The sequence below is a fragment of the Parafrankia sp. EUN1f genome, assembly GCF_000177675.1.
Taxonomy (GTDB): Bacteria; Actinomycetota; Actinomycetes; order Frankiales; family Frankiaceae; genus Parafrankia.
In genome coordinates this window covers 1-21,068 of the sequence record NZ_ADGX01000145.1, presented here as the reverse complement: position 1 = coordinate 21,068, position 21,068 = coordinate 1, and the positions used below count along the sequence as shown (strand labels likewise).

Annotated in this window: 15 protein-coding genes; 2 read left to right on the top strand and 13 right to left on the bottom strand. The window is 71.2% G+C overall.

Annotated features, from left to right (window positions below; genetic code table 11):
• The 10 genes from hpnH to FREUN1FDRAFT_RS30355 form a co-directional block, all read right to left on the bottom strand.
• The coding region (gene hpnH / locus FREUN1FDRAFT_RS30400; RefSeq protein ID WP_006544149.1) for an adenosyl-hopene transferase HpnH at window positions 1–931 on the bottom strand (931 nt) is incomplete at its 3' end.
• 517 nt (window positions 932–1,448) lie between these two features.
• On the bottom strand, window positions 1,449–3,344 hold the full coding sequence (gene ispH / locus FREUN1FDRAFT_RS30395; protein WP_006544148.1) for a 4-hydroxy-3-methylbut-2-enyl diphosphate reductase: 1,896 nt from the start codon (window positions 3,342–3,344) through the stop codon (window positions 1,449–1,451).
• The gene (locus tag FREUN1FDRAFT_RS30390; RefSeq protein ID WP_006544147.1) at window positions 3,341–5,545 is read right to left on the bottom strand and encodes a prenyltransferase/squalene oxidase repeat-containing protein; all 2,205 of its coding nucleotides are present in this window, start codon (window positions 5,543–5,545) and stop codon (window positions 3,341–3,343) included. Before FREUN1FDRAFT_RS30390 ends, ispH begins: the two co-directional genes overlap by 4 nt.
• Window positions 5,546–5,636: 91 nt before the next feature.
• Complete coding sequence (locus FREUN1FDRAFT_RS30385) at window positions 5,637–6,653, bottom strand: polyprenyl synthetase family protein (RefSeq protein ID WP_006544146.1); 1,017 nt, start codon at window positions 6,651–6,653, stop codon at window positions 5,637–5,639.
• On the bottom strand, window positions 6,650–8,377 hold the full coding sequence (gene hpnE / locus FREUN1FDRAFT_RS30380; RefSeq protein ID WP_006544145.1) for a hydroxysqualene dehydroxylase HpnE: 1,728 nt from the start codon (window positions 8,375–8,377) through the stop codon (window positions 6,650–6,652). The genes FREUN1FDRAFT_RS30385 and hpnE overlap by 4 nt, the downstream gene beginning before the upstream one ends.
• On the bottom strand, window positions 8,374–9,276 hold the full coding sequence (gene hpnD / locus FREUN1FDRAFT_RS30375; protein WP_006544144.1) for a presqualene diphosphate synthase HpnD: 903 nt from the start codon (window positions 9,274–9,276) through the stop codon (window positions 8,374–8,376). The genes hpnE and hpnD overlap by 4 nt, the downstream gene beginning before the upstream one ends.
• Complete coding sequence (gene hpnC, locus FREUN1FDRAFT_RS30370) at window positions 9,273–10,397, bottom strand: squalene synthase HpnC (protein ID WP_006544143.1); 1,125 nt, start codon at window positions 10,395–10,397, stop codon at window positions 9,273–9,275. The genes hpnD and hpnC overlap by 4 nt, the downstream gene beginning before the upstream one ends.
• A 561-nt stretch (window positions 10,398–10,958) precedes the next feature.
• A complete protein-coding gene (locus tag FREUN1FDRAFT_RS30365; protein ID WP_006544142.1) occupies window positions 10,959–11,789 on the bottom strand; it encodes an SDR family oxidoreductase in 831 nt (276 codons plus the stop codon).
• Window positions 11,790–12,200: 411 nt separating this feature from the next.
• Window positions 12,201–12,683 carry a DUF192 domain-containing protein gene (locus tag FREUN1FDRAFT_RS40270; protein WP_232295484.1) on the bottom strand — a complete coding sequence of 161 codons (483 nt, stop codon included), beginning with the start codon at window positions 12,681–12,683 and terminating at the stop codon, window positions 12,201–12,203.
• A gap of 144 nt (window positions 12,684–12,827) precedes the next feature.
• On the bottom strand, window positions 12,828–13,880 hold the full coding sequence (locus tag FREUN1FDRAFT_RS30355) for a TetR/AcrR family transcriptional regulator (RefSeq protein WP_006544140.1): 1,053 nt from the start codon (window positions 13,878–13,880) through the stop codon (window positions 12,828–12,830).
• A 224-nt stretch (window positions 13,881–14,104) separates the two neighbouring features.
• Between FREUN1FDRAFT_RS30355 and FREUN1FDRAFT_RS30350 the strand changes: the two genes are divergently transcribed.
• The gene (locus tag FREUN1FDRAFT_RS30350; protein ID WP_006544139.1) at window positions 14,105–16,342 is read left to right on the top strand and encodes an MMPL family transporter; all 2,238 of its coding nucleotides are present in this window, start codon (window positions 14,105–14,107) and stop codon (window positions 16,340–16,342) included.
• A 423-nt stretch (window positions 16,343–16,765) separates the two neighbouring features.
• Window positions 16,766–18,010, top strand: coding sequence for a glycerate kinase (locus FREUN1FDRAFT_RS30345; RefSeq protein WP_006544138.1), 1,245 nt, complete (start codon window positions 16,766–16,768; stop codon window positions 18,008–18,010).
• Here FREUN1FDRAFT_RS30345 and FREUN1FDRAFT_RS30340 read toward each other — a convergent pair.
• The 3 genes from FREUN1FDRAFT_RS30340 to FREUN1FDRAFT_RS30330 form a co-directional block, all read right to left on the bottom strand.
• Window positions 17,991–18,980, bottom strand: coding sequence for a hypothetical protein (locus FREUN1FDRAFT_RS30340; RefSeq protein ID WP_006544137.1), 990 nt, complete (start codon window positions 18,978–18,980; stop codon window positions 17,991–17,993). The two genes, FREUN1FDRAFT_RS30345 and FREUN1FDRAFT_RS30340, sit on opposite strands and share 20 nt — an antisense overlap.
• Window positions 18,977–19,654 carry a SigE family RNA polymerase sigma factor gene (locus FREUN1FDRAFT_RS30335; protein WP_006544136.1) on the bottom strand — a complete coding sequence of 226 codons (678 nt, stop codon included), beginning with the start codon at window positions 19,652–19,654 and terminating at the stop codon, window positions 18,977–18,979. Before FREUN1FDRAFT_RS30335 ends, FREUN1FDRAFT_RS30340 begins: the two co-directional genes overlap by 4 nt.
• 474 nt (window positions 19,655–20,128) lie before the next feature.
• On the bottom strand, window positions 20,129–21,068 hold a 940-nt coding region (locus FREUN1FDRAFT_RS30330), incomplete at its 5' end, for an ABC transporter substrate-binding protein (protein ID WP_006544135.1).

The window sequence follows — 21,068 nt, the reverse complement described above, 5'->3', positions numbered from 1 at the left end:
CGCAGTGCGCCATGCAGTTGGCGCAACGCGGGTCCTTGCCCCGGCCGTAGGCCTCCCAGTCGGTCGTCTCGACGAGCTCCTTGTAGGAGCTCACGTAGCCGTCCGACATGAGGTAGCAGGGCTTCTGCCAGCCGAAGAGCGAGTAGCTCGGAATTCCCCACGCGGTGCAGGACAGTTCCTTCTTCCCCTCAAGGAAGTCCAGGAACACCGGTGAGTGGTTCAGACGCCACCGCTTGCGCCGGCCGTCACCGAAGACCTTGGAGAACATCTGGCGGGTCTCCTCGACCGCCAGGAAGTGCTCCTGGTCCGGCGCCTTCTCGTAGGCGTATCCCGGCGAGAGCTGGATCTGGTCGACCTTGAGCTCGTCGTTCAGGAAGTTGATGACGTCGATGACGTCCTGCGGGCTGTCGTTGTTGAAGAAGGTCGAGTTGCTGCCGACCTGGAAGCCGGCGGCCTTCGCGGCCTTGAAGGCCGCGACGCACTCGTCGAAGGTGCCGGGCTTCTCGACGATCGCGTCGTGCCGATCCTTCAGGCCGTCGATGTGCAGCACGAAGGTGAAGTACGGCGACGGAGTGAAGTTCTTCAGCTTCTTCTGCAGCAGCAACCCGTTGGTGCAGAGGATGACGAACTTCTTCCGCTTCACGAGCTCGTTGACGATCTCGTGCATCTGCGGGTGCATCAGCGGCTCGCCACCGGCGATGGCGACGACCGGAGCGCCGCACTCCTCGACCGCCGCCAGCGCGTCCTCAACGCTCATGCGCTGCTTCAGGACGGACGCGGGGTGCTGGATCTTGCCACAACCCGTGCAGGACAGGTTGCAGGCGAACAGTGGTTCGAGCTCCAGAACGAGCGGAAAGTGCTTCCGGCGGAGCAGCTTCTGCTTCGCCAGATACGTTCCAACGCGGAGTGAGTACCGCCAGGCGACAGCCACGGCTCACGCCCCCCTTTCATCGGCCGCATCAGTAGCGACCCGAGGTCTTGGAACGACCATACAGGTTGTACGTACAGCCTGCATGTCGATCACGGAATGAGGCCCGGCACACACGTGGGCAAAAGCTGGCGCAGCCACTCACGGGCACGCAGGAAGGCCTGACCAGCCACTTTGACGGTCCACCGGCAATGCCGGAGCGACACAAGGTCACCCGGGGTAGTCAACCGCCGGCGTTTTGAATCACGACGGTCACCCTGCGCTATTCGGATCCGGGTGACGCGGAGCATCCGGCGCGGCCTGACAAATTCATGACACAGACATCTGCGGCACCTTCGTGAACCCATCTCGCGAGAACACACTGTGGCCCGTCCCTCGCCCGGGCGCCAGTCAGGCCGGAGAACACGTCGGCGGCCCGGGTACAGGTTCATACCCGGACCGCCGATGGTGCTTCGGTAGCCGATGACACTTCGGTAACGGTGCCGATGGCGCGCGGGAGCCGCGACTCCGCGCGCCGACGTCACTTCCGTTCTGAAAGCGGTCGGCGGACCTCCTTCGGCAGGTGGAAGGAGATCGACTCCGCCCCCACCGAACGGACCGTCACCGAGGCCGAGCCGAGCCCGGACAACGCGGCCGTCAGCTCCTCGACGAGCAGCGGCGGCGCCGACGCCCCGGCCGAGATGCCGATGGTGCGCGCCCCGCGCAGCCACTCCAGCTGGACGTCACCGACGCTCTCCACCAGATGGGCCGCCACCCCGTCGCGCTCGCTGACCTCGACCAGCCGCTTGGAGTTCGAGCTGTTCTCCGAACCCACGACCAGAACGAGGTCGGCCTCGGCCGCGACCCGGCGCACCGCGTTCTGCCGGTTGGACGTGGCGTAGCAGATGTCCGCCGAGCCCGGGCCGACCACCGCGGGGAAACGAACCCGCAGGGCGTCCACGACCTCCTCCGCCTCGTCCACGGCCAGCGTGGTCTGCATGAGGTAGGTGACCCGCTCGGGGTCGTCGACCTGCAGGTCCTTGACCGCCTCCGGTGACTCGACCAGCTGGATCCGGCCCGGTACCTCGCCGAGGGTGCCCTCGACCTCCTCATGGCCGGCGTGCCCGATGAGCAGCACGGTGTCGCCCCGGGCGGTGAACCGGCGCGCCTCCGCGTGCACCTTCTCCACCAGCGGACAGGTCGCGTCGATGACGTCGAGCCCACGGTCACCGGCCTGGTCCCAGACCGCGGGTGCCACACCGTGCGCGGAGAACACGACGGTGGCCCCGGCCGGGACCTCGTCCAGTTCCTCGACGAAGACCGCGCCCCGGCCGGCCAGGTCGGCGACCACATGGGTGTTGTGCACGATCTGCTTGCGCACGTAGACCGGCGCGCCGTGCAGCTCCAGCGCGCGTTCCACGACCTCGATGGCCCGCTCGACCCCGGCGCAGAACGCGCGCGGCTCCGCGAGCAGCAGGCGGCGGTTGGCCACGGCGTCGACCCAGGCGCGCAGGGCCGGGCCGAGCGCGCTGATCGTGCGCAGACCGGTCACCCCGCGCCGGAACAGGTCCAGCTTGCCCAGCGGTTCGGCGGGAGTATCCACGATCACGCGGACCGCCGCGATCGGCCGGTCTCCCGCGCCGGGCGCGAGAGTCGCGGATTCCATATCCACCGCGATGGCCCCGGTCGCGGCCAGTTCCGTCCGGGCCGCGCCGGTCGCCACCTTCTCGACCGAGACCATCGGGCCGACGTGCACCCGCAGGCCACCGCGCCGCAGCTCACCGGCGAGCAGCGGCGCCGTCGGGCAGGTGGCGACCACCGTTCCGTCGGCGAGGCGCAGCTCGCTGGCGACGACGACGTCGCCGGGCCGGGTCTCGGCGGTCAGCCCGCCGGCGAGACCGACGATCGCCAGTGCGTCCGGCCGCGCCTCGCGCACCACCCGGTTCGCGCGGTGCGCCCGGTCCGGCCCCATCCCGGTCCGCACAATGGTGGTTCCCTCGGGCAGATCAGCCCGGCTGATCGCGAAGGCCTCCAGCCGGAGCGCGGCCGCGACCACGAGCCGTTGCGCGCGGGGGGCCGGCTGTACAGGCGACCCCTTGGCACCCGCCGCGCCCGCCACTCCCGCCGGGCCCGATCCAGGCGCGTCGGGATCCGCCGGAAGCGACAGCTCCGAGACGGTGTCCGGCGCCTCGACCCAGCGGGCGAGCGCCAGCGGTGAGGCGATGCCGGCCCGCGACGGGCCACCCGCCGGCGGAACGGCACCGGCCTGCTCGGGGATCGACGCCCGCGGCGTCGCGCTGCGGGGCGTCGTACCCCGCGGCGCGACCGTGGCCGGCCCCGGGTTCGTCACCTGGCTGTCACGGTCACGTGAGCTCGCGGAACGCGCGCCGCCGCCGTGCTCGGACGCTCCGCCGTTGTCCGCTGCCGGGATGCTCATCGCGTCGCCCTCCCGGTGAGGCTCACATACCGGCCGAGGGCTGTCACCGGGAAGACCAGCCGGTACAGGTGGTAGTTGATGGAGAAGTCCCAGGGGAAGCCCGTCCCGGTGAACTGCGGCTCGTCCCAGGTGCCGTCCGCGCGCTGCGTGTCGCACAGCCAGCGGACGCCGCGCTCGATCGACTCCCACTCGACGCTGCCGCGCTCCGGCTCCATGGCCAGCAGTGCCAGCAGCGCCCAGGCGGTCTGCGAGGCGGTCGGCTCGCCGCGCCCGATCCACGAGTCCTCGCGGTAGGAGCGCAGGTCCTCGCCCCAGCCACCGTCGGATGTCTGGTGCTCGACCAGCCAGTGCGCGGCGGCGAGGATCGCCGGGTGGCTCGCGCTGACTCCCGCGGAGATCAGCGCCGGCACCACGGCTCCCGTGCCGTACACATGGTTGACGCCCCAGCGGCCGAACCAGGATCCGCCGGCCTCCTGGTTGTCCAGCAGCCACCGGACGGCCCGCTGGGTCATCGGGTGATCGGCCCGGCCGAGCAGCGCGAGCATCTCGACCATGTGCGCGGTGACGTCCGCCGACGGCGGGTCGACCACCTCACCGAAGTCACAGAACGGGATCTTCGTGACCAGGGTGCGGACGTTGTCCGCGTCGAAGGCGCCCCAGGCTCCGTTCGACGAGCGCATCCCCACCGACCAGTCGACGCCCCGTTCCGCGGCGGCACGCAGCTCACGGGCGAGCTCCGGGTCGGCGGCGGCGATGGTGCCGGCCGCGGCGGACCCGGCCGAAGCCGCCGCCGCGGCGGCAGCGGCCGCGGCCGCCGATCCGGGCCCGGAGCCGTCGGAGTGATCCACCGGACCGTGCCCGTCCCCGAGCAGGCGGTGGATGGCGATGACCACCTCGGCGGTGTCGTCGACGTCCGGGTAGAAGTCGTTGTCGAACTCGAAGGCCCAGCCGCCCGGGGCGAGGGTGGGGCGGCGCACCGCCCAGTCACCGGCGACCCGGACCTCCTCGTCCGCGAGCCAGCGACCAGCCCGCACCATCGCCGGGTCGTCACCGGGCAGGCCGGCGTCGGACAGCGCGACGACCGCGAGCGCGGTGTCCCAGACCGGTGACTGGCACGCCTCGATGCGGCGGACCATCCCGTCCGGGGTCTGCTCACGGATCGTGAACCGGTCGAGGGCGCGGAACGCCATCGAGATCACCGGGTGGTTGAGCGGGTAGCCCATGAGGTGCAGGGCCATGATCGAGTAGACCATGGGCGGCTGGATCCCGCCCCAGCAGCCGTCCGCCTCCTGCCGGGCGATCACCCACTCGGCCGCGCGGCGCAGCGCGAGGCGGCGCAGCGGCTGGAAAGGCCGCTTCTCGTAGCGGTGCAGCACCACGTCGAGCCGCTCGAACGCCCCGGCCCAGCTGCGCAGCGGGGACTTCACCGGCTTCGGAGCCGGGACCCGCAGCTCGTCCAGCGTGAAGCCGAACGAGCGCACCGGCCGCAGCGAGCCGACGATCGTCAGCGCCACCACGGTCTGGCGGGCCCAGCAGGCGAAGTCGTAGATGTTCAGCGGGAACCAGGGCGGCAGGAACGACAGCTCCGCGGGCAGCACCGGGATGTCGTCCCAGGACCATTCACCGAACAGGGCGAGCCAGATCCGGGTGAACACCCGGGACGCGGCGATGCCGCCGGCTGCACGCACCCACTCGGCCGCGGACCGCATGTGCGGGGCCTGCGGATCGTCACCGGCGAGCCGGAGCGCGACATAGGCCTCGATGGTCGTCGAGATGTCGGACGGGCCGCCGTAGAAGGTGGCCCATCCGCCGTCGGCGAGCTGCTGGGAACGGATCCAGCGTCCGGTCTCCTGCGCCGTCGCCGGCGTGAGGATGCCGAGGAACTGCCGAAGCATGAGGTCCTCGGCGTCCATGGTGACGTTGGTTTCCAGCTCGCCCTTCCACCAGCCTTCGTCGGCCTGGAGGGAGAGCAGGTGGTCGCGTCCGCGCGCCAGGGTGTCGACCACCGGGTCACGGTGGGCATCGGCGGGCTGCGGCTGTGGCTGTGGTGCGCCGGTCAGCACCGCGGTGCCGGCCTCGAACGGCCCGGCCTCCTCCATCGGCGCCGCCGCCGACGGGGCCGGAACCTGCGGGGCCGGAACCTGCGGGGTCGGGTGCGCGGCCGTTGGGGCAGCCGAGGACTGGTCCGAAGTCAGGCTCATCGACGACTCCCCTCGTCGTACAGATGCAGGTACAGGTCGTGCGAATGACCGCCGGGCGACCGGCGGGCGGGTCCTGCCACCTCGCTCCCCCTCAGCGATCTCGTTCGGTCACGAAACGCGCCATGGCCAGCAGCTCCGCCTCGGCCGACGCCGGGATCGAGATCGAACGCAGCGCGTTCTCACACGCCTTGAGCTGACGGTCCGCCTCGGCGGTCGTCCAGTCGCGGCCGCCGGCGCGCTCCACGAGGGCGGCGATGTGCTGCAGCTCGGCCTCGGACGACTCGCCCTCACCGGTGAGGAAGGCACGAAGCTCGTCGGCATCGTTCCCACCGGCCTCCAGCGCCACCACGACCGGCACCGACTTCTTGCGCGAACGCAGGTCGTTCAGCACCGGCTTGCCGGTCACCGCGGGGTCGCCCCAGATGCCCAGCAGGTCGTCGATGAGCTGGAACGCGGTGCCGAGCCGGGAGCCGTACTCGGCCAGCCCGTCCACCACCTCACCGGGGGCACCGGCGAGCACCGCACCGAGGGAGGCGGAGCAGGCGAGCAGCGCGCCGGTCTTCCCGTCCTCCATGTGCAGCGTCTCGGCCACCGAGACGTCCGAGCGGGATTCGAACAGGAGGTCCTCCGCCTGCCCGCGGACGAGGTCCTGGACGCCGGCGCCGAGGATGACCGCGGCGCGGCGGCCCGGTTCGCCCTCGACCTCCAGCAGGACCTGGGTGGCCAGGCCGAGCAGTGCGTCACCGGCGAGGATCGCGCCGTCGGCGCCGAAGACCGTCCACGCCGTGGCGCGGTGGCGGCGTTCGGTGTCGCCGTCCATCAGGTCGTCGTGCAGCAGCGAGAAGTCGTGCACCAGCTCGACCGCGACCGCGGCCGGCAGGCCGACCTCGGCCGGCGCACCGGCGGCCTCGGCGGAGAGCAGGGCGAGCGCGGGCCGGACGAGCTTGCCGCCGTTACCGGGCACCGGGTCACCCGCGGCATCCACCCAGCCGCGGTGGTAGGCGACGACGTGGCGCAGCCGGGGGTGGAGCCGGTCCACCGTGGCGCGCAAGGCGGGCACCGTCAGGGCGCGCCCGCGCTCGATCGCTTCCGGAACCGTTGTGGTCATACCGGGAATCCCCCCGTGGACTTGGATGTCACTTTCTGGGTCGTCGCTGTGTGTGCTGTCGACGAGTCAGCTGCTGCCATGGACTGGGTCGGCACCTCGCCCTGCGACGCACTGTCGTGCGACTCGCCGCCCTGCGACTCACTGCCCCGCGGCTCACTCCTCGCCGCGGGCGGAACGTGATCGGCCGCGGGCAGTGTGCTCCCCGATACCCCCATGCCGGCGAGCGTCTCACGGGCAGCAGCGATTCCGCTACGCACGGCACCTTCCATGGTCGCCGGCCAGCCGGTGTCAGTCCAGGTGCCCGCGAGCGCGAACCCGGGCAGACCGGTCGCCTGATCCGGGCGCAACCGCAGCGAGCCGGGCGCCTGGTCGAAGGTCGCGGTGCGTTCCCTGGTCACGAAGACCTCGAGCAGCTCCGCCTCGCGCGCGGCCGGGAACAGTCGGCGCATCTCCTCGACGAACAGCGCCCGCAGATCATTGGCGGGCTGGTCGATCCACTCCTGCGCCGCCGACTGGGACAGCGCCAGGTACTGCGCCCCGGGCGGCCCAATCTTCGCCAGCCCGGAGGAGACCGTCCGGTCGAAGATCCACTGGATGGGTGAGCCGACCACGGCGAGCATCGGACTGTCCAGCACCGGCCGGTCGTAGATCATGTGAATGTTGATGATGGGCGAGACGCCCAGCTCACGCAGCCGGGCCCGGTCGACGCCCGAGCCCTCCGGGAGCAGATCGGCGGCGGCCGGCGGCGGCACGGCGAGCACCACCCCGTCCGCCCGCAGGACCTCTCCCCCGTCGAGGGTGACCTCCCAGCCGGTGGAGGTGCGGACGATGGCCCTGGCCTTGGTGCCCGTCCGCACGGTGCCGCCCGCCGCCGTCAGCGCGCGCACGGCCGCGTCGCCGTGGAGCTGCTGCAACGGGGCTTCAGGCCAGCCCAGGTCACCCGCATCGGCCCCGTCGAGCAGACCGGTGCGGACCACCTTGGCGGCCAGGCCAAGCGACGCCTCGGCGGCCGGGGCGTTCAGGGTCGCGACGGTGAGCAGCTCCCACAGCGCCTCGGTGGCCGCGGCGCTCTGGCCGTGCCGCTGGAGCCATCCGCCGAACGAGTCTCCGTCCACCTTCGGGTCACGCTGGTTCAGCCGACCGATCTGGAACGCGGCCAGCGCGGCCCGGAGGCGGTCGGCGAGCGGGAGTGCCCGGTATCCCAGCAGCGCCGGCGCGAGGTGCAGCGGCGCGGGCAGCGGCACCCGCGTGCGGCGCAGCCTGGTCCGGGTCAGCGAGCCCGCGATCAGCACCTCGACGTCCAGCCGCTCCTGCAGGGTGGTCAGGTGGGTGACGCCGAGCCGGGCCAGCAGCCCGCGGTAGGCGGTGCAGCACCGCATGAAGACGTGCTGGCCGGTGTCGATCCACAGCGAGCCGTCCTGGAACTTGCGCTGGAACGACGTGGTCTGGCCGCCCAGGCGCGGCCGGCCCTCCAGCAGCACCGGCCGGGCGCCCTCGTCCGCGGCGACCAGCGCCGCCGCGATACCGGCGAGCCCGCCGCCGATGACGACGACCCGGCTCTGCCCCTCGGACCGGCTCTGCCCCTCGGACCGGCCCTGCCCCTCGGACCGGCCCTGCCCCTCGGACCGGCCCTGCCCCTCGGACTGGCTCTGCTCGGTGCCGGTGCCGAGCGAGCCCGCGCCCTCCGACCAGTGGGCCGGTGGCGTGTCCCCCTGTGCGCTCATGCCGCCCTGGCTTCCGATCGGCCCGCGAGGCTTCGGGCCGCCACGACGGCCTTCTCCCAGCCGGGCAGCGACAGCCGGCGTTCCAGGACCGCCGTCGGGTCCTGCCGGATGCGCCGGTTGAGCCGCAGGTAGATGCCGGCCATCGCACCGCAGCAGGCCGCGCTGCGGCGGTCCAGCAGGCCGAGCAGGGCCAGGCCACGCGCGTACCACTCGTCGGCCCGGACCGCACAGTCGCGCAGATAGTCCACCAGCGCGTCCTCCGGGGCTCCGAGCCGCCCGGCGGCGTCCACCGTCAGCGTGACACCGGCCTTCTCCAGCTCGGTCGACGGCAGGTAGATCCGCCCGTTGAGCAGGTCCTCGCGAACATCGCGCAGGATGTTGGTCTGCTGCAGCGCCACGCCGAGAGCGTCGGCGATCTCGGCCGCCCGGGCGTCACCGGCCGAGCCCTCCAGGCCGAAGATGCCCAGCGATAGCCGGCCGATCGTGCCCGCGACCAGGCGGCAGTAGCCGACCATGTCCTCGAACGTCTCGTACGTCGCGCCATGGACGTCGCTCTCGACGCCGTCCGTGAGCTCGATGAAGGCCTCGATCGGGATGGGGAAGCGCCGCGCGGTGTCCGCGAGGGCGACCATCACCGGATCGGAGCTGTTCGTGTCCAGTGCGCGGATGTCGGCGCGCACCTTCGCCAGGCCGGCGAGCTTCTCCTCGGCCGGCAGATCGCCGTCGCCGATGTCGTCGAGCCGGCGGGCGAGGGCGTAGACCGCCGACAGCGCGCCCCGCTTCTCCGCGGGCAGCAGGCGGATGCCGTAGCTGAAGTTCCGCGCCGCCTCCCGCGTCAGTGCCTCGCAGGAGGCGTAGGCCTCAGCAACTGTGGAACTGCCCGGTGCACCCGCGCTCATCTGACCCCCTCGGTGCCGTCAACCTCTGTTACGGCGGACGCCGGAGCACCCATGCTGTCCGTTCCGGTGGCCTCACCCGATCCGGTGACTGCTGGCCCGGTGGCACCGGGCCCGGCGGCACCGGGAGCGGCCCCACCGGCCCGGGCGACGCCGAGCCTGGTGGCCCTTGGCCCGGTGACCTCGGTGGCCGCGTTCCCGGCGGCCCTGGCGGTGGCTGCCGCGCCGGGCAGCCACCAACGCGCCCACGCGGTCGCGGCGAAGGCCGCGACCCGGGGCTTGGGAGCCTTCGGCGCGCCGCCGAGCATGTCGTAGTCGGCGCGCCGGATGGCGTCGAGGGCGGCCCGGCCGCCGCCGACGAAACCGGCCATCGCCAGCCGCAGCCGGCCCCCGACCAGACCCACCAGCGGTGCGCCCGAGTCGAGCAGGGTCCTGGCCCGAGCCACCTCGAACGCCATCAGGTGCCGCACCGCCGGCGACGCGCTCGGTGCCGCCAGGTCGGCCTCGGTCACCCCGAAGGCCTCCATGTCCTCCAGCGGCACGTAGATCCGGCCGGCGGCGAGATCCTCCGCCACGTCCTGGAAGTGCTCGGCCAGCTGCAGCGCGGTGCAGATCCGGTCCGACAGCGCGACCCGGGCCGGGGTCGCCAGGCCGAAGACGCCGAGGACCATGCGACCGATCGGATCAGCCGAGAGCGTGCAGTAACGCACCAGGTCGTCGTAGGTGTCGTAGCGGGTGACCACCTGGTCCTGCCGGTTCGCCTGCACGAGCCGGCGGAACGGCTCGGCGGGCAGGTCACAGGCCCGCACGGTCCGAGCGAGCGTCTGGTGCACCGGCAGCCTCGGCTGCCCGCCCGACCAGATCAGCTCGAGGTCCTCGCCGAGCTCGTCCAGCAGTGCCAGGCGGTCGCCGGGGGCTTCGTCGCCGATGTCGTCGACAAGCCGCCCGAAGACGTAGAGGGCGTTCAGGTGCTCCCGCAGGCGTGCCGGAAGCAGCCTCGACGCAACCGGGAAGTTCTCCGCGGACGCGGCCAGCAGCACCTGGTCGGTGGGTGTGGTCAGGTCGGTCGCGCCGAGAGGGGCAGACGGACGCGGTGGGCCGGTTCGGGCGTCGATTGCGGTCATACGCCTCTCCTTAACGTGGCGCTGCGCGCTCCGGGTGCGCGGTGCGGTGTGCGTCCTGTGCGTCGTCCGGCCGGGCGATCGCGATGCGTCGCCGACCGCGATGGTGCCGGTCATGGTGCGTGCCAGATCGCCGGAACCGCTACCGCTGGCCGCAGGTGTGCTGGCCAGATCTCCGCCGGGCCCACCGCGGCAGGCGCTGGTCCGGCACTGGTGGCCTGATCGTGGGCAACGTCCGGGCCATCCGGTCAGCAGGGGTCAGGTCGGTCAGGGGCAGGCGGTGCGTGACGCCCAGGCGGCGGTGGGACCGCCCGAGCGTCACGCCATGGGATCACAAGCGCCGTGCCGCACGTTCACTGCCTGGCACGGCCGGGGACACCGCCAATCAGGCCGTGCCCCCCGCAGCCACCTCGTCACCGGTGCTGCCACCGGTGACGACTGAGCCTTTTCCATCGCCGACTCGGGCCTGCGACATCCCTGGCCGTTCGCCGTGGGATGGAAAGGACTCACTGGAGTAGTCCGCTGCGCGCACTCACCTCCCGGGCCGGCGGTCGGATCCGGAACTCATCCGAAGACACCGGCCAGGCGGCGGTACAGCGACGGAGCCGCGCCGTGAACGCGCGCGGCGGCGGACAGCCATCGGGGCACCCACACTTCGGCGTCTCCCCGGCCGGTGCCGGCGAGCATCCGCTGCGCCACCAGACCCGCAGGGATGGGACGCGGCCACCGGCGCACGTACGGTGCACCACGCCGGTGGAAGAAGGGGGTGTCCACAGCTCCCGGTAAACACAACGTAACGCTAATGCCACGTCCTGCGACTTCGGAGCGAAGCGCGTCGGCGAACCCCACCATCGCGGCCTTCGAAGCCGAGTACGCGACCTCGCCACGAACGCCCAACGCGCCCGCGACGCTGCCGACCAGCAGGATTCGGCCCTGGCCGCGCTCCAGCATCGCCGGCAGCATGGCCCGGACGAGCAACATCGGCGCCAGGACGTTGACCGCAATGAGATCATTGATGGTTGACGGAGGCATCACGTCGAACGGCCCGGCCGCGCCGAGGCCCGCCGAGCAGATCAGCAGATCCACCTCGCCGAGCAGCTCCGCGGCACGGGATGCCACCGCGACGTCGCCACCGGGGCGCGCCAGGTCCACCGCGATCCGGTGGCCCTGCGTCGCCGCGGCGACCTCGTCAAGAGCCGCGCCATTGCGGCCCACCAACAGCGAACGACAGTTCTGATCAGCGAGCAGGAGGGCCGCCTCCCGACCGATACCGGAGCTGGCTCCGGTCACCACGGCAGTGCGTGGCGGCCATCCGCCCGTCGAGGCGGTTCGCGCGCCGCTGGACGCGACAGGCAGGCTCCCTTCGCGGGCAGCCGCGCGAGGCCGAACGATCACGGCCCACCACCTCGGGTCACACGGTCCCCCCCGTGGTCCCGTTCCGGCACAGGTTTCACGTCACCTACTGCTTCCGTTTATGTCGCCCTCCACCATCGGCGTTCCACGTGCGACGGGATCAGACCTGCACTCCCGCCCACCGCCGGCTCGCTTCGAGCGGCTCCACCATTTCATCGTCCAGAGGCCGGGTCGTCCATCGTCAGATGTACGACATCGCCCCCTGCTCCCTTACCACACATTCGGAGAGGCGAACGGAGGACCAGATCCGAATTCACCCCGCCGAAGCTTCAGCGAAATTGCCTTCGTGTTTTCCGAGCGGAATGACACAACATTGACATCTACCGGACATCGAGACGTAGCTCACGCCCGCGCGAGTCAGCGCACCTGTCGACCATCGGCTACACCCTGCCGTCAGTCCGAACCAATCGCCACCGGATCACCGGTGGCGACCTCGGCGAAGGTGCGCGCCGGCGCCTCCACCGCATGGGTGTATACCCCATCCGGGTAGTAGACGGGACAGCTCGACGGATCATCACTCGGGCACGGCGTCATCTCCCGCACGCCGACAACCCTACCGTCCCGGACAAACATGATCGAAAGGGGCAGCAACGTGCGGAACATGTAGAAGCCGGACGTCGTCTCACCGGCAAATTCGAAGATCATCCCGCGCCCCGGAGGAAGGTCGGTCCGATACATCAGGCCTCGGCGTCGCTCCGTGTCACTGTCGGCAACCTCCGCCACGATGGTCAGGCCGCGAACCCGGACGGTGACGGTCGCACCATCACCCGAACCCGCATTTCCTCCGGAACCCGCAACGCCGCTACAAGCCGCGACGAACACCGTCGCGGCGGCGGCGCCAAGGGCACCGGCCAGTCGGGGGACGGACGGGCTCACACCGCACAACCCGGTACCGGGAAGCCCCTCGGCGGGCCACCCGGACACAGCCCCCCACTACGCCAACCGCCACTGCGCCAACCATCGTTGGGCCAACGGCCGCTGTGCCAACCATCGTTGGGCCAACGGCCGCTGTGCCAACGGCTACTGCGCCAACGGCTCCACGGCCTGCTCTGGTCCGAGCGCGGCAAGGGCGGCCTCCACGATCAGACACTGAAGTTCTTCGGACAACAGCGGCGCGAACGGAGACAGCGTGCCGGCAGCCGCCGACACGCAGTCACCCGCGGCGGTCGCATCAGCACCCACCGCCGGGTACGCCGGGCGAGCATCGTCGGCCGCCCCGACACCCGCCGCCGCAGCGGTGCCCAGCGAGATCTCCGGTGCCACCGCGTCGGCGGTGCCATCCGCACCGCTGTCTCCAGTAAATCCGGTCAGGCTCCGAATGCCCGTTGGACTCCCCACGCGAGTGGTGGTGATCCAGGTCGCCGTGCCGCCGCGGTCGGCCGCGCCGCGATGCCCGCCGCCAGCCGTGCCGTACCGACCGCTGTCAGCCGGATGCGCGGCACCGCCGCCAGGCTGCCCGGCTGCCGCTGATCCGACTGACGATGCCCCGGCTGACGCTGATCCGACAGCCGATGCTCCGCCGGCGTCGGATTCGCTCACCTCGGTTTCGTCATCCGCGGCAACATTCCGCCAGCGCGCGCGACCCATCGCATCGCCCATTACGCCGCTCTGGACACAGCCGACCGCGCAGCGGGCCCGCATGATCCGGGCCACAGTGGGCCGCGGCCCGGCAAGAGCGCGGATGATCACCTCGTACTGGGAAATGATGTCCTCCTTGCCGATCCGATGATGCAGCACCGAGGGATCGTTCGCGAAGGCGCAGAGGACGGCACCGGTCTCCACCAGCAGTGACGTGAGTGCCTCGAGGATCGCCCGCGGTGGCGGCGGAGGGTCACGGCGGGCCAACTCGACCAACTGTGCGAAACCGGACTCGAAGGGCGAAATCAGCGCTTCGAGAATCATCTCCTTGGACGAGAAGTGATAGTAGAGCGCGGCCTTCGTCACGCCGAGTCGTTCGGCGATGTCACGGACCGAGGTGCCCGCATACCCTCGTTCCACGAAGAGCTGCACGGCCGCCTCGAGGATCCGCGTGCGGGTGTCGGCTCCCTGCGCGCGCGTGCGTCCTATGACCACCAGCACTCACCCCCACAGGACGGTCAGCCGCGAATGCTACTCTTGCACTCACTTACTGGCCGATCGGTAAGCAGATGAGCGATCGGTAAGCGAAGCGCCTGGCGGGAGGCCTGCCGGCGGCACCCCGGTCACCGGTGGTGACGTCGATCAGTGCCGATCAGTCGGGCCGTCAGCGGGTCACGGAACAGCGACAGACGACCAACCAGCACCTCCGAGGGGAAACGATGGCAAAGCTCGCTCGCTGGTGCTTCCAGCACCGCTGGCTCGTCCTGGGCCTATGGGTCGCGGCTCTTGTCGGGCTGGCAGCGCTCGGCCGGGCCACGGGCGACGACTACAAGGACACCTTCTCCCTGCCTGGGACGGACTCCCAGAAGGCAATCGACATCCTCGAACGTGACTTCCCGGCGCAGTCGGGCGACAGCGCGACCGTCGTCCTGCACGCCCGTACCGGCACGCTGACCGACCCGGCGATCAAGGCACAGGTCACCGACATGGTGGGGCAGCTCGCCAAGCTGCCGCACGTCGCCGAGGTGATCAGTCCGTTCAGCGCCGACGGCAAGGGCCAGATCAACGAGGCCGGTACCACCGCGTTCGCCACGCTCGCCCTCGACCTGCCCGGCAACGAGCTGCAGATCTCCGACATCGAGCACGTCGTCGACACCGCCCGCGACTACGACAAGGGCGCGCTCCAGGTCGAGGCGACCGGGCAGGTCGTCGCGAACACCGAGCAGACGACCAGCTCCACCGAGCTCATCGGCATCATCGCGGCGGCGATCATTCTGTTCGTCGCGTTCGGGTCACTGCTCGCGGTCACGCTGCCACTGATCACCGCGCTGGCCGCGCTCGGCGTGGGCCTCAACCTCATCATCCAGGTCTCCCACCTGACCTCGGTGGCCGAGTTCAGCACCATGCTGGCGACGCTGATCGGCCTGGGCGTCGGCATCGACTACGCGCTGTTCATCGTGAACCGCCATCGCATCGGCCTGCGGGCCGGGCGCTCCCCCGAGGAGGCCGCGGTCAACGCGGTCAACACCTCCGGCCGCGCCGTCCTCTTCGCCGGGGCGACGGTCTGCATCGCCCTGCTCGGCCTGTTCGCCCTAGGCGTGACCTTCCTCTACGGCGTCGCGCTCGCCGCGGCGTTGACGGTCGCGATGACCATGCTGTCGTCGGTCACGCTGCTGCCCGCGCTGCTCGGCTTCTACGGGCAGAAGGTGCTGAGCCGCCGCGAACGCCGCCGGATCGCCGAGCACGGGCCCGAGCCGGAGGCGCCGTCCGGCTTCTGGTGGCGGTGGGCCAAGGGCGTGGAACGCCGCCCGGCCGTCCTCGCCGTGCTCAGTGCCGTCGCGATCGCCGTGATCGCGATCCCGTTCTTCTCGCTGCGGCTCGGTTCGTCCGACCTGGGCAACGGTTCGGAGGACAAGACCACGAAGCGTGGCTACGACCTGCTCGCCGAAGGCTTCGGCCCCGGCTTCAACGGTCCGTTCTCCCTGGTCACCGATCTTTCCTCCGGCGCGGGCCTGCAGGCGCTGAACCAGGCGGTCGCCGCGGCACGCGACACCCCCGGCGTCGCCTCCGTGACCGAGCCACGCCAGAGCCCGAACGGCCGGGCGGCGATCGCCACCCTCTACCCGACGTCGAGCCCGCAGTCGCCGGAGACGGCCAAGCTGCTCGACCGCCTACGCGACGACGTCATCCCGACCGCGACCGCGGGCGCCGCCGCGCCGGTGTACGTCGGCGGCATCACCGCGATCTTCGAGGACTTCGCCGGCGTCCTGTCGGACAAGCTGCCGCTGTTCATCGGGATCGTCGTGGTCCTCGCGTTCATCCTGCTGGTCGTGGTCTTCCGCAGTCTGCTCATCCCCCTGACGGCCTCGGTGATGAACCTGCTGGCAGTCGGTGCCGCGTTCGGTGCGGTGGTGGCGGTGTTCCAGTGGGGCTGGCTGTCCGACCTGTTCGGCCTCAGCCCCGGGCCGATCGAGGCGTTCCTGCCGGTCATGCTGTTCGCGATCCTGTTCGGCCTGTCCATGGACTACGAGGTCTTCCTGGTCAGCCGCATGCATGAGGAGTGGACCGCCAGGCGCGACAACCGCATCGCGGTGTCGCTCGGCCAGGCGGAGACCGGCCGGGTGATCTCCGCCGCGGGTGCCATCATGACCCTGGTGTTCGCCGCGTTCATCCTGGGTGACGAACGAGTGATCAAGCTCTTCGGGCTTGGCCTGGCCCTCGCCATCGCCATCGACGCCTTCGTGATCCGCACGATTCTGGTTCCGGCGCTCATGCACCTGTTCGGGCGCGCGAACTGGTGGCTGCCGCGTGGTCTGGACCGGGTCCTGCCGCGGGTCTCGGTCGAGACCTCCGACGATCTCGCCGAAGCCCACCAGGTGCCGGTTCCGTCCGACGACTACCGCGACGGCGTGCCCGCGCAGCCACACGAATCGGCGGAGTCCGAGCGGACCCACTGAGCCACGCGGTCATCGACCGCTGACGATCGACCGCTGGAGCTCGACGCCCGGCCGGCAGCCCCACAGCGGGCCACCGGCCGGGCGTGGTCGTTTCCGGCCAGTCGCCCGGCAGCCTCCCGAGCCTCGGGCTTCCGCGGATGGCGCTGCTTCAGAGCAAGAAGCGAGGATTTCGGCTGCTAAAACGACCGAAATCCTCACTCCTTACCCATTGCCAAGTGCCTCCGTGCCTCATTTGTACCTAATTGGCGTGTATTGCCGGCGCTGTGCGGCGGCGCGGGATCCCCCGGTGGGTCGCCGTGCGGCGGGTGGCCAGGGCTCACGGGCGGCCCGATACGGTCGGCGGCAGGCCACCCGTCGGCGACGACGCGACAACGCGACGAGACGGCGAGGCGAGCAGGCGACGACGCGAGGACAGGGGTTCCGATGTCCGCTCCCGTTCCAGGGCCCGTTCGGGTCCCCGCACGTCCGCTGCGCGTGGTGATCGCGCCCGATTCGTTCAAGGGATCGGTCTCGGCGACCGAGGCCGCGGCCGCCCTTGCTTCCGGGTGGTCGGCGACCCGCCCGGACGACGTCGTGGTAACCATCCCGATCGCCGACGGCGGCGAGGGAACGCTGGACAGCTTCGCCGCCGCCGTGCCGGGCACGCGCCGCCACGAGCTGGACGTCACCGGGCCGGACGGACGTCCCGTCACCGGCGCCGCGTGGCTGGAGCTCCCCGACGGATCAGCGCTCGTCGAGCTGGCCCAGGCCAGCGGCCTGCCGCTGATGAGCGCGCCGGACCCACTCAACGCGCACACCTTCGGGCTTGGAGAGCTCGTCGGCGCCGCCCTGGACACCGGTGTCCGCGGTGTTCTCGTGGCGCTCGGCGGGTCGGCGTCCACCGACGGAGGGACCGGCCTGCTGGCCGCCCTCGGAGCCCGCTTCCTGGACGCCGCCGGGCAGCCACTTGCGCTGGGTGGCGGAGCGCTGGCCGACCTCGCGGCCGTCGACCTGCACGGCCTGCGGCCCGCGCCGCCGGAGGGCATCCGCTGCCTGGTCGACGTCACGGCGCCGCTGCTCGGCCCCCTCGGCGCGGCGGCGGTCTTCGGGCCGCAGAAGGGCGCCGGGCCCGCGGAGATCGACCGGCTGGAGGCCGGCCTCGCCCGGCTGGCCGAGCTCATGCCAGGCCTCGGCGCTGCCGGCCAGAGCAGCGCCGGGTCGGGCATCTCCGGGTCGGCCGGAGTCGGGTCGGGCAGCGCTGGCTCCGTACTCGCCGAGCAGCCCGGCACCGGGGCGGCCGGTGGCACAGCCTACGGTCTGGCCGCTGCCCTCGGAGCAACACTCGTGCCCGGTGCCCGCAGCATCGCCGAGCACACCGGGCTGCCGGCCGCGCTGGCCGAGGCCGACCTGGTGATCACCGGCGAGGGGCGCTTCGACCGGACGTCGCTGGGCGGCAAGGTCGTCGGCGGAGTGGTCACGATGGCGCAGGCGGTCGGTGTTCCCGTGCTGCTCGTCGCGGGCCAGGTCGACGGGCCGGTGCCGGCGGCCGTCAGCGACGCGATCGCGCTCGTCGACCTGGCCGGTGACCGGGCCCACGCCATCGCGCGGCCCGGTCACTGGCTGACGCTCGCCGGAGCCCGCCTGGCCGAGAGACCGGGCGCGCCGCGGATCAGCTCGGTGCCGGGCTGATCTCCGGGCCGAGCTGTGAATGCTCGTCCCAGGTACCCAGAACCCTGCCGTCACTGTCGTAGGCTCGGATCACGGCGAGATTCCCGATAATCCACTCCTCCCAGGCCTTCTCCCACGCCTTCATCTCAGGCGTGTTGTACTGGGCGCTCAGCTCGGCATCGTCGGGCTCCGTGCCTGGCACCCATTCTGGTTCCGGCCATACAACCTTGTCCTCCAGCTCCTTCAGGGCGGGCGGCATTTCCGCCGAAACCCTGATCACAGCCCGGCCGTCCTTGACGGGAACCTCGATCACCCGGTCGGAGACCGTCGCGGTGACCCGGCTGACCCGGGCGGAGACCTGTGCCACGCTGACGCTGACCTGGGAATTGTTTTCCAGCCCGTCCGCAGTCAGCCCACCGCCCACAGGATGGGTCGACAGAAAACTGGTCAACGTGAGGTCGGGGCTCACGATCTTCGGTTCCGCGGTCTGGTCGAACAGGCCGGCCAGGCCGTAGAAGAGACCACCGGACGAATCCGCTGGAACATCGCATTCCACGAACATCGAGCCGTCGGTCAGGACGATGCTCGCGCCGAGTGAGTCCCGCACCCCCGCCCACACCCGCAGATCCTCCACCCGCGGTGCCGGCTGACCCTCCGTCGACGAATAGGTCTGCCGGCACGCGGACACGACCCGCTTCTCCTCGGCACCGGTGAAGGTCATCGGCTGCAGGCGGGTCACCGCGGGACTTCTCTGCAGGTCGGCCGGGATGATCGACGCCCGTGAGTGGCCTCCGCTCAAGGTCAGCCCGGCGGCGACCGCCGCCGCGGCGACAGCGCACGCCACCGCGGGCGCGGCCCAGCGGGCTACCCGGCGGAACCGCTCCCGGGGAAGTCTTCCGTGCACTGCGGGCCAAAGGTCGCCCGACGGTGCGACGGTCACCGCCTGCGCCAGGTCACGAAGATGTCCGGCGATCTGCTCGTCGGTGGTCATGCGGCACCCCCTCGTACCTCGTCGGGTAGCCCGACTTCGAGACTGCTGCTGGGCTGAGCCCGATCGGCCCCGCCTCCATCCGCCGGCCTCGCCTCGGCCCAGCCCCCACCGTTCGACACCGCGCTTCCCGCGGCTGCACCGGACGCACCACTGGCCGCCGGGACCCAGCTGGCCGCCGCGGCGGCCAGGGATGGATCCGCACGCAGGCGCGCGAGCCCTCGAGAGGCGTGCGTCTTCACCGTTCCGGTGGAACAGCCGAGAATCTCCGCGACCCGTGCCTCCGGCAGGTCCTCGCAGTAGCGCAGCACGACGACGGCGCGTTGCCTGGCCGGTAACACGGCGAGTGCCCGAGCGAGCCCGGCCCTGTCCTCCACCGCCGCCAGTTCTGCGGCGGAGGACCTGGCCTCCTGCTCCGGCACGGTCGCCATCGGCGACTCGGGAACGCGGCGCCGGAAGCGGCGCCTATGGGCGTTCACCAGAATGCGGCGCACGTAGGCGTCCGGGGAGTCACTTTCACGGACCCGCCGCCAGGCCACCAGAGTTCGGGCCAGCGCCGTCTGCGCCAAGTCCTCCGCCTCGGCCGGATCGCCGGTCAGCAGATATGCCAGCCGCAGCAACTCTGGGAGCCGCGCGGCGAAATACGCCCGGAACTCGATCTGTAGTTCTTCGTCCATCCCGCCTCCTCACACCCCTACAGAGCCCACTTGGGACCACTCAGGTTGACGTGGCGCCACCACGAACCCCCGCGGAGCCTGGCGCTACCCCGGGCCGAGATGCGCAACCGGTCCACAGGACGGGCGAGCGACGGTACCTGCCTGGCTTGGAGAGCTCGGTCCTGCGGAGCGGCGAACCTGCCGAGGAGTGGACTTCCCACGGGGCGGTCAAGGCGCGGGTGATGAACGCCCGCGGAGCAGGCGGTGCCCACCGGCCGGAATCGACACCGCACAATGCGTCGCGCTTGGCCGCCTCGACGACATCCGGCTGTGGCTGGGCGCGCACCCGGACGCCGGGCCGCTGATTCTCAAGCTCGAGCTGAAGACCGTTTCAGCGCCCGGACGAACCAGGGCCTGCACGCGAGTGTGGCGTCGTCCGACTGGGCGAGCATGCCGTCGGTGAACGCCACGCTGCTCGATCGCGGCTGACGTGGGTCAGGCGCCGCCGGCGTTCAGTGGCACCTCGACCGGCTCGAAGCTCTCGCCGGTCACGTCGACGTCGGCGGCGCGCAGGTTCGCCAACGCGGCCTGGGTGAACTCGTTGGTGTAGGCCAGCCCGACGGGGTCGCCACTCAGGACCGTCTGCCCGTGCGCGTTGCGGGTGCCGCGGGCGATCTCGACCGTGCGCGCCCAGGCCGCCTCGTCGACGACGCCGATTCCCTCCGGCGACGGCCAGATGAGCTTGTTGACCTCGTTCATCTGCCACAGCTGATGGCTCGCGCCAAGCTGGGAGCCGGCCGCGACGACCAGGTCCCGGCATTCCTCGGCGTTGTCCCGGCAGTACGCCCAGCCGCGCATCGAGGCTTCCAGGAATCTAGTGGTCGTCAGGCGGTAGGCGGCGTCGCTTTCCAGTCGCGAGGTGGAGGCCCAGATGGCGTCCTGCAGCATTGCCGTGCCGACCTCGTTCCAGTCGATGACGCTGAGATCCCGGGAGGTGTAAAGCTTGCCGGTCTTCGGGTTCACCGCCTCGAGAATCTGGGCGTACTCGTTGTAGCTCATCGCCGCGCCGGCATCGATGGCACCGGAGAGCAACGCCTTCACGTCGAAATCCTGCTGCACCAGGGTGACGTCCGCCCCCGGGTCGAGGCCGGCACCGGTGATACCGGCGAACAGCTCGTACTCGTTACCGAAACCCCAGGTCCCGACGCGGCGGCCGCGCAGGTCCGCCGGTTTCTCGATCCCCGCGTCGGCGAAGCTCACCTGCCAGCTTCCCGAACGCTGGAAGATCTGGCCGACCTCGGTGATCCGCGCGCCCTGCTCCCGCGAGGCGAGTGCCTTGGGGACCCAGGCCACCGCGAAGTCGGCCTTGCCTTCGGCCAGCACGGTCTGCGGAACGATCTCGGTGCCGCCCTGGAGGATCTCGACGGTCAGGCCG

Coding starts and splice junctions, on each gene's coding strand:
- FREUN1FDRAFT_RS30340 (WP_006544137.1), bottom strand. CDS start 18,980: ATGACCACCGACGAGCAGATCGCCGGACATCTTCGTGACCTGGCGCAG.
- FREUN1FDRAFT_RS30390 (WP_006544147.1), bottom strand. CDS start 5,545: ATGAGCCTGACTTCGGACCAGTCCTCGGCTGCCCCAACGGCCGCGCAC.
- FREUN1FDRAFT_RS30350 (WP_006544139.1), top strand. CDS start 14,105: ATGGCAAAGCTCGCTCGCTGGTGCTTCCAGCACCGCTGGCTCGTCCTG.
- ispH (WP_006544148.1), bottom strand. CDS start 3,344: ATGAGCATCCCGGCAGCGGACAACGGCGGAGCGTCCGAGCACGGCGGC.
- FREUN1FDRAFT_RS30335 (WP_006544136.1), bottom strand. CDS start 19,654: ATGGACGAAGAACTACAGATCGAGTTCCGGGCGTATTTCGCCGCGCGG.
- hpnC (WP_006544143.1), bottom strand. CDS start 10,397: ATGACCGCAATCGACGCCCGAACCGGCCCACCGCGTCCGTCTGCCCCT.
- hpnD (WP_006544144.1), bottom strand. CDS start 9,276: ATGAGCGCGGGTGCACCGGGCAGTTCCACAGTTGCTGAGGCCTACGCC.
- FREUN1FDRAFT_RS30385 (WP_006544146.1), bottom strand. CDS start 6,653: ATGACCACAACGGTTCCGGAAGCGATCGAGCGCGGGCGCGCCCTGACG.
- FREUN1FDRAFT_RS30345 (WP_006544138.1), top strand. CDS start 16,766: ATGTCCGCTCCCGTTCCAGGGCCCGTTCGGGTCCCCGCACGTCCGCTG.
- hpnE (WP_006544145.1), bottom strand. CDS start 8,377: ATGAGCGCACAGGGGGACACGCCACCGGCCCACTGGTCGGAGGGCGCG.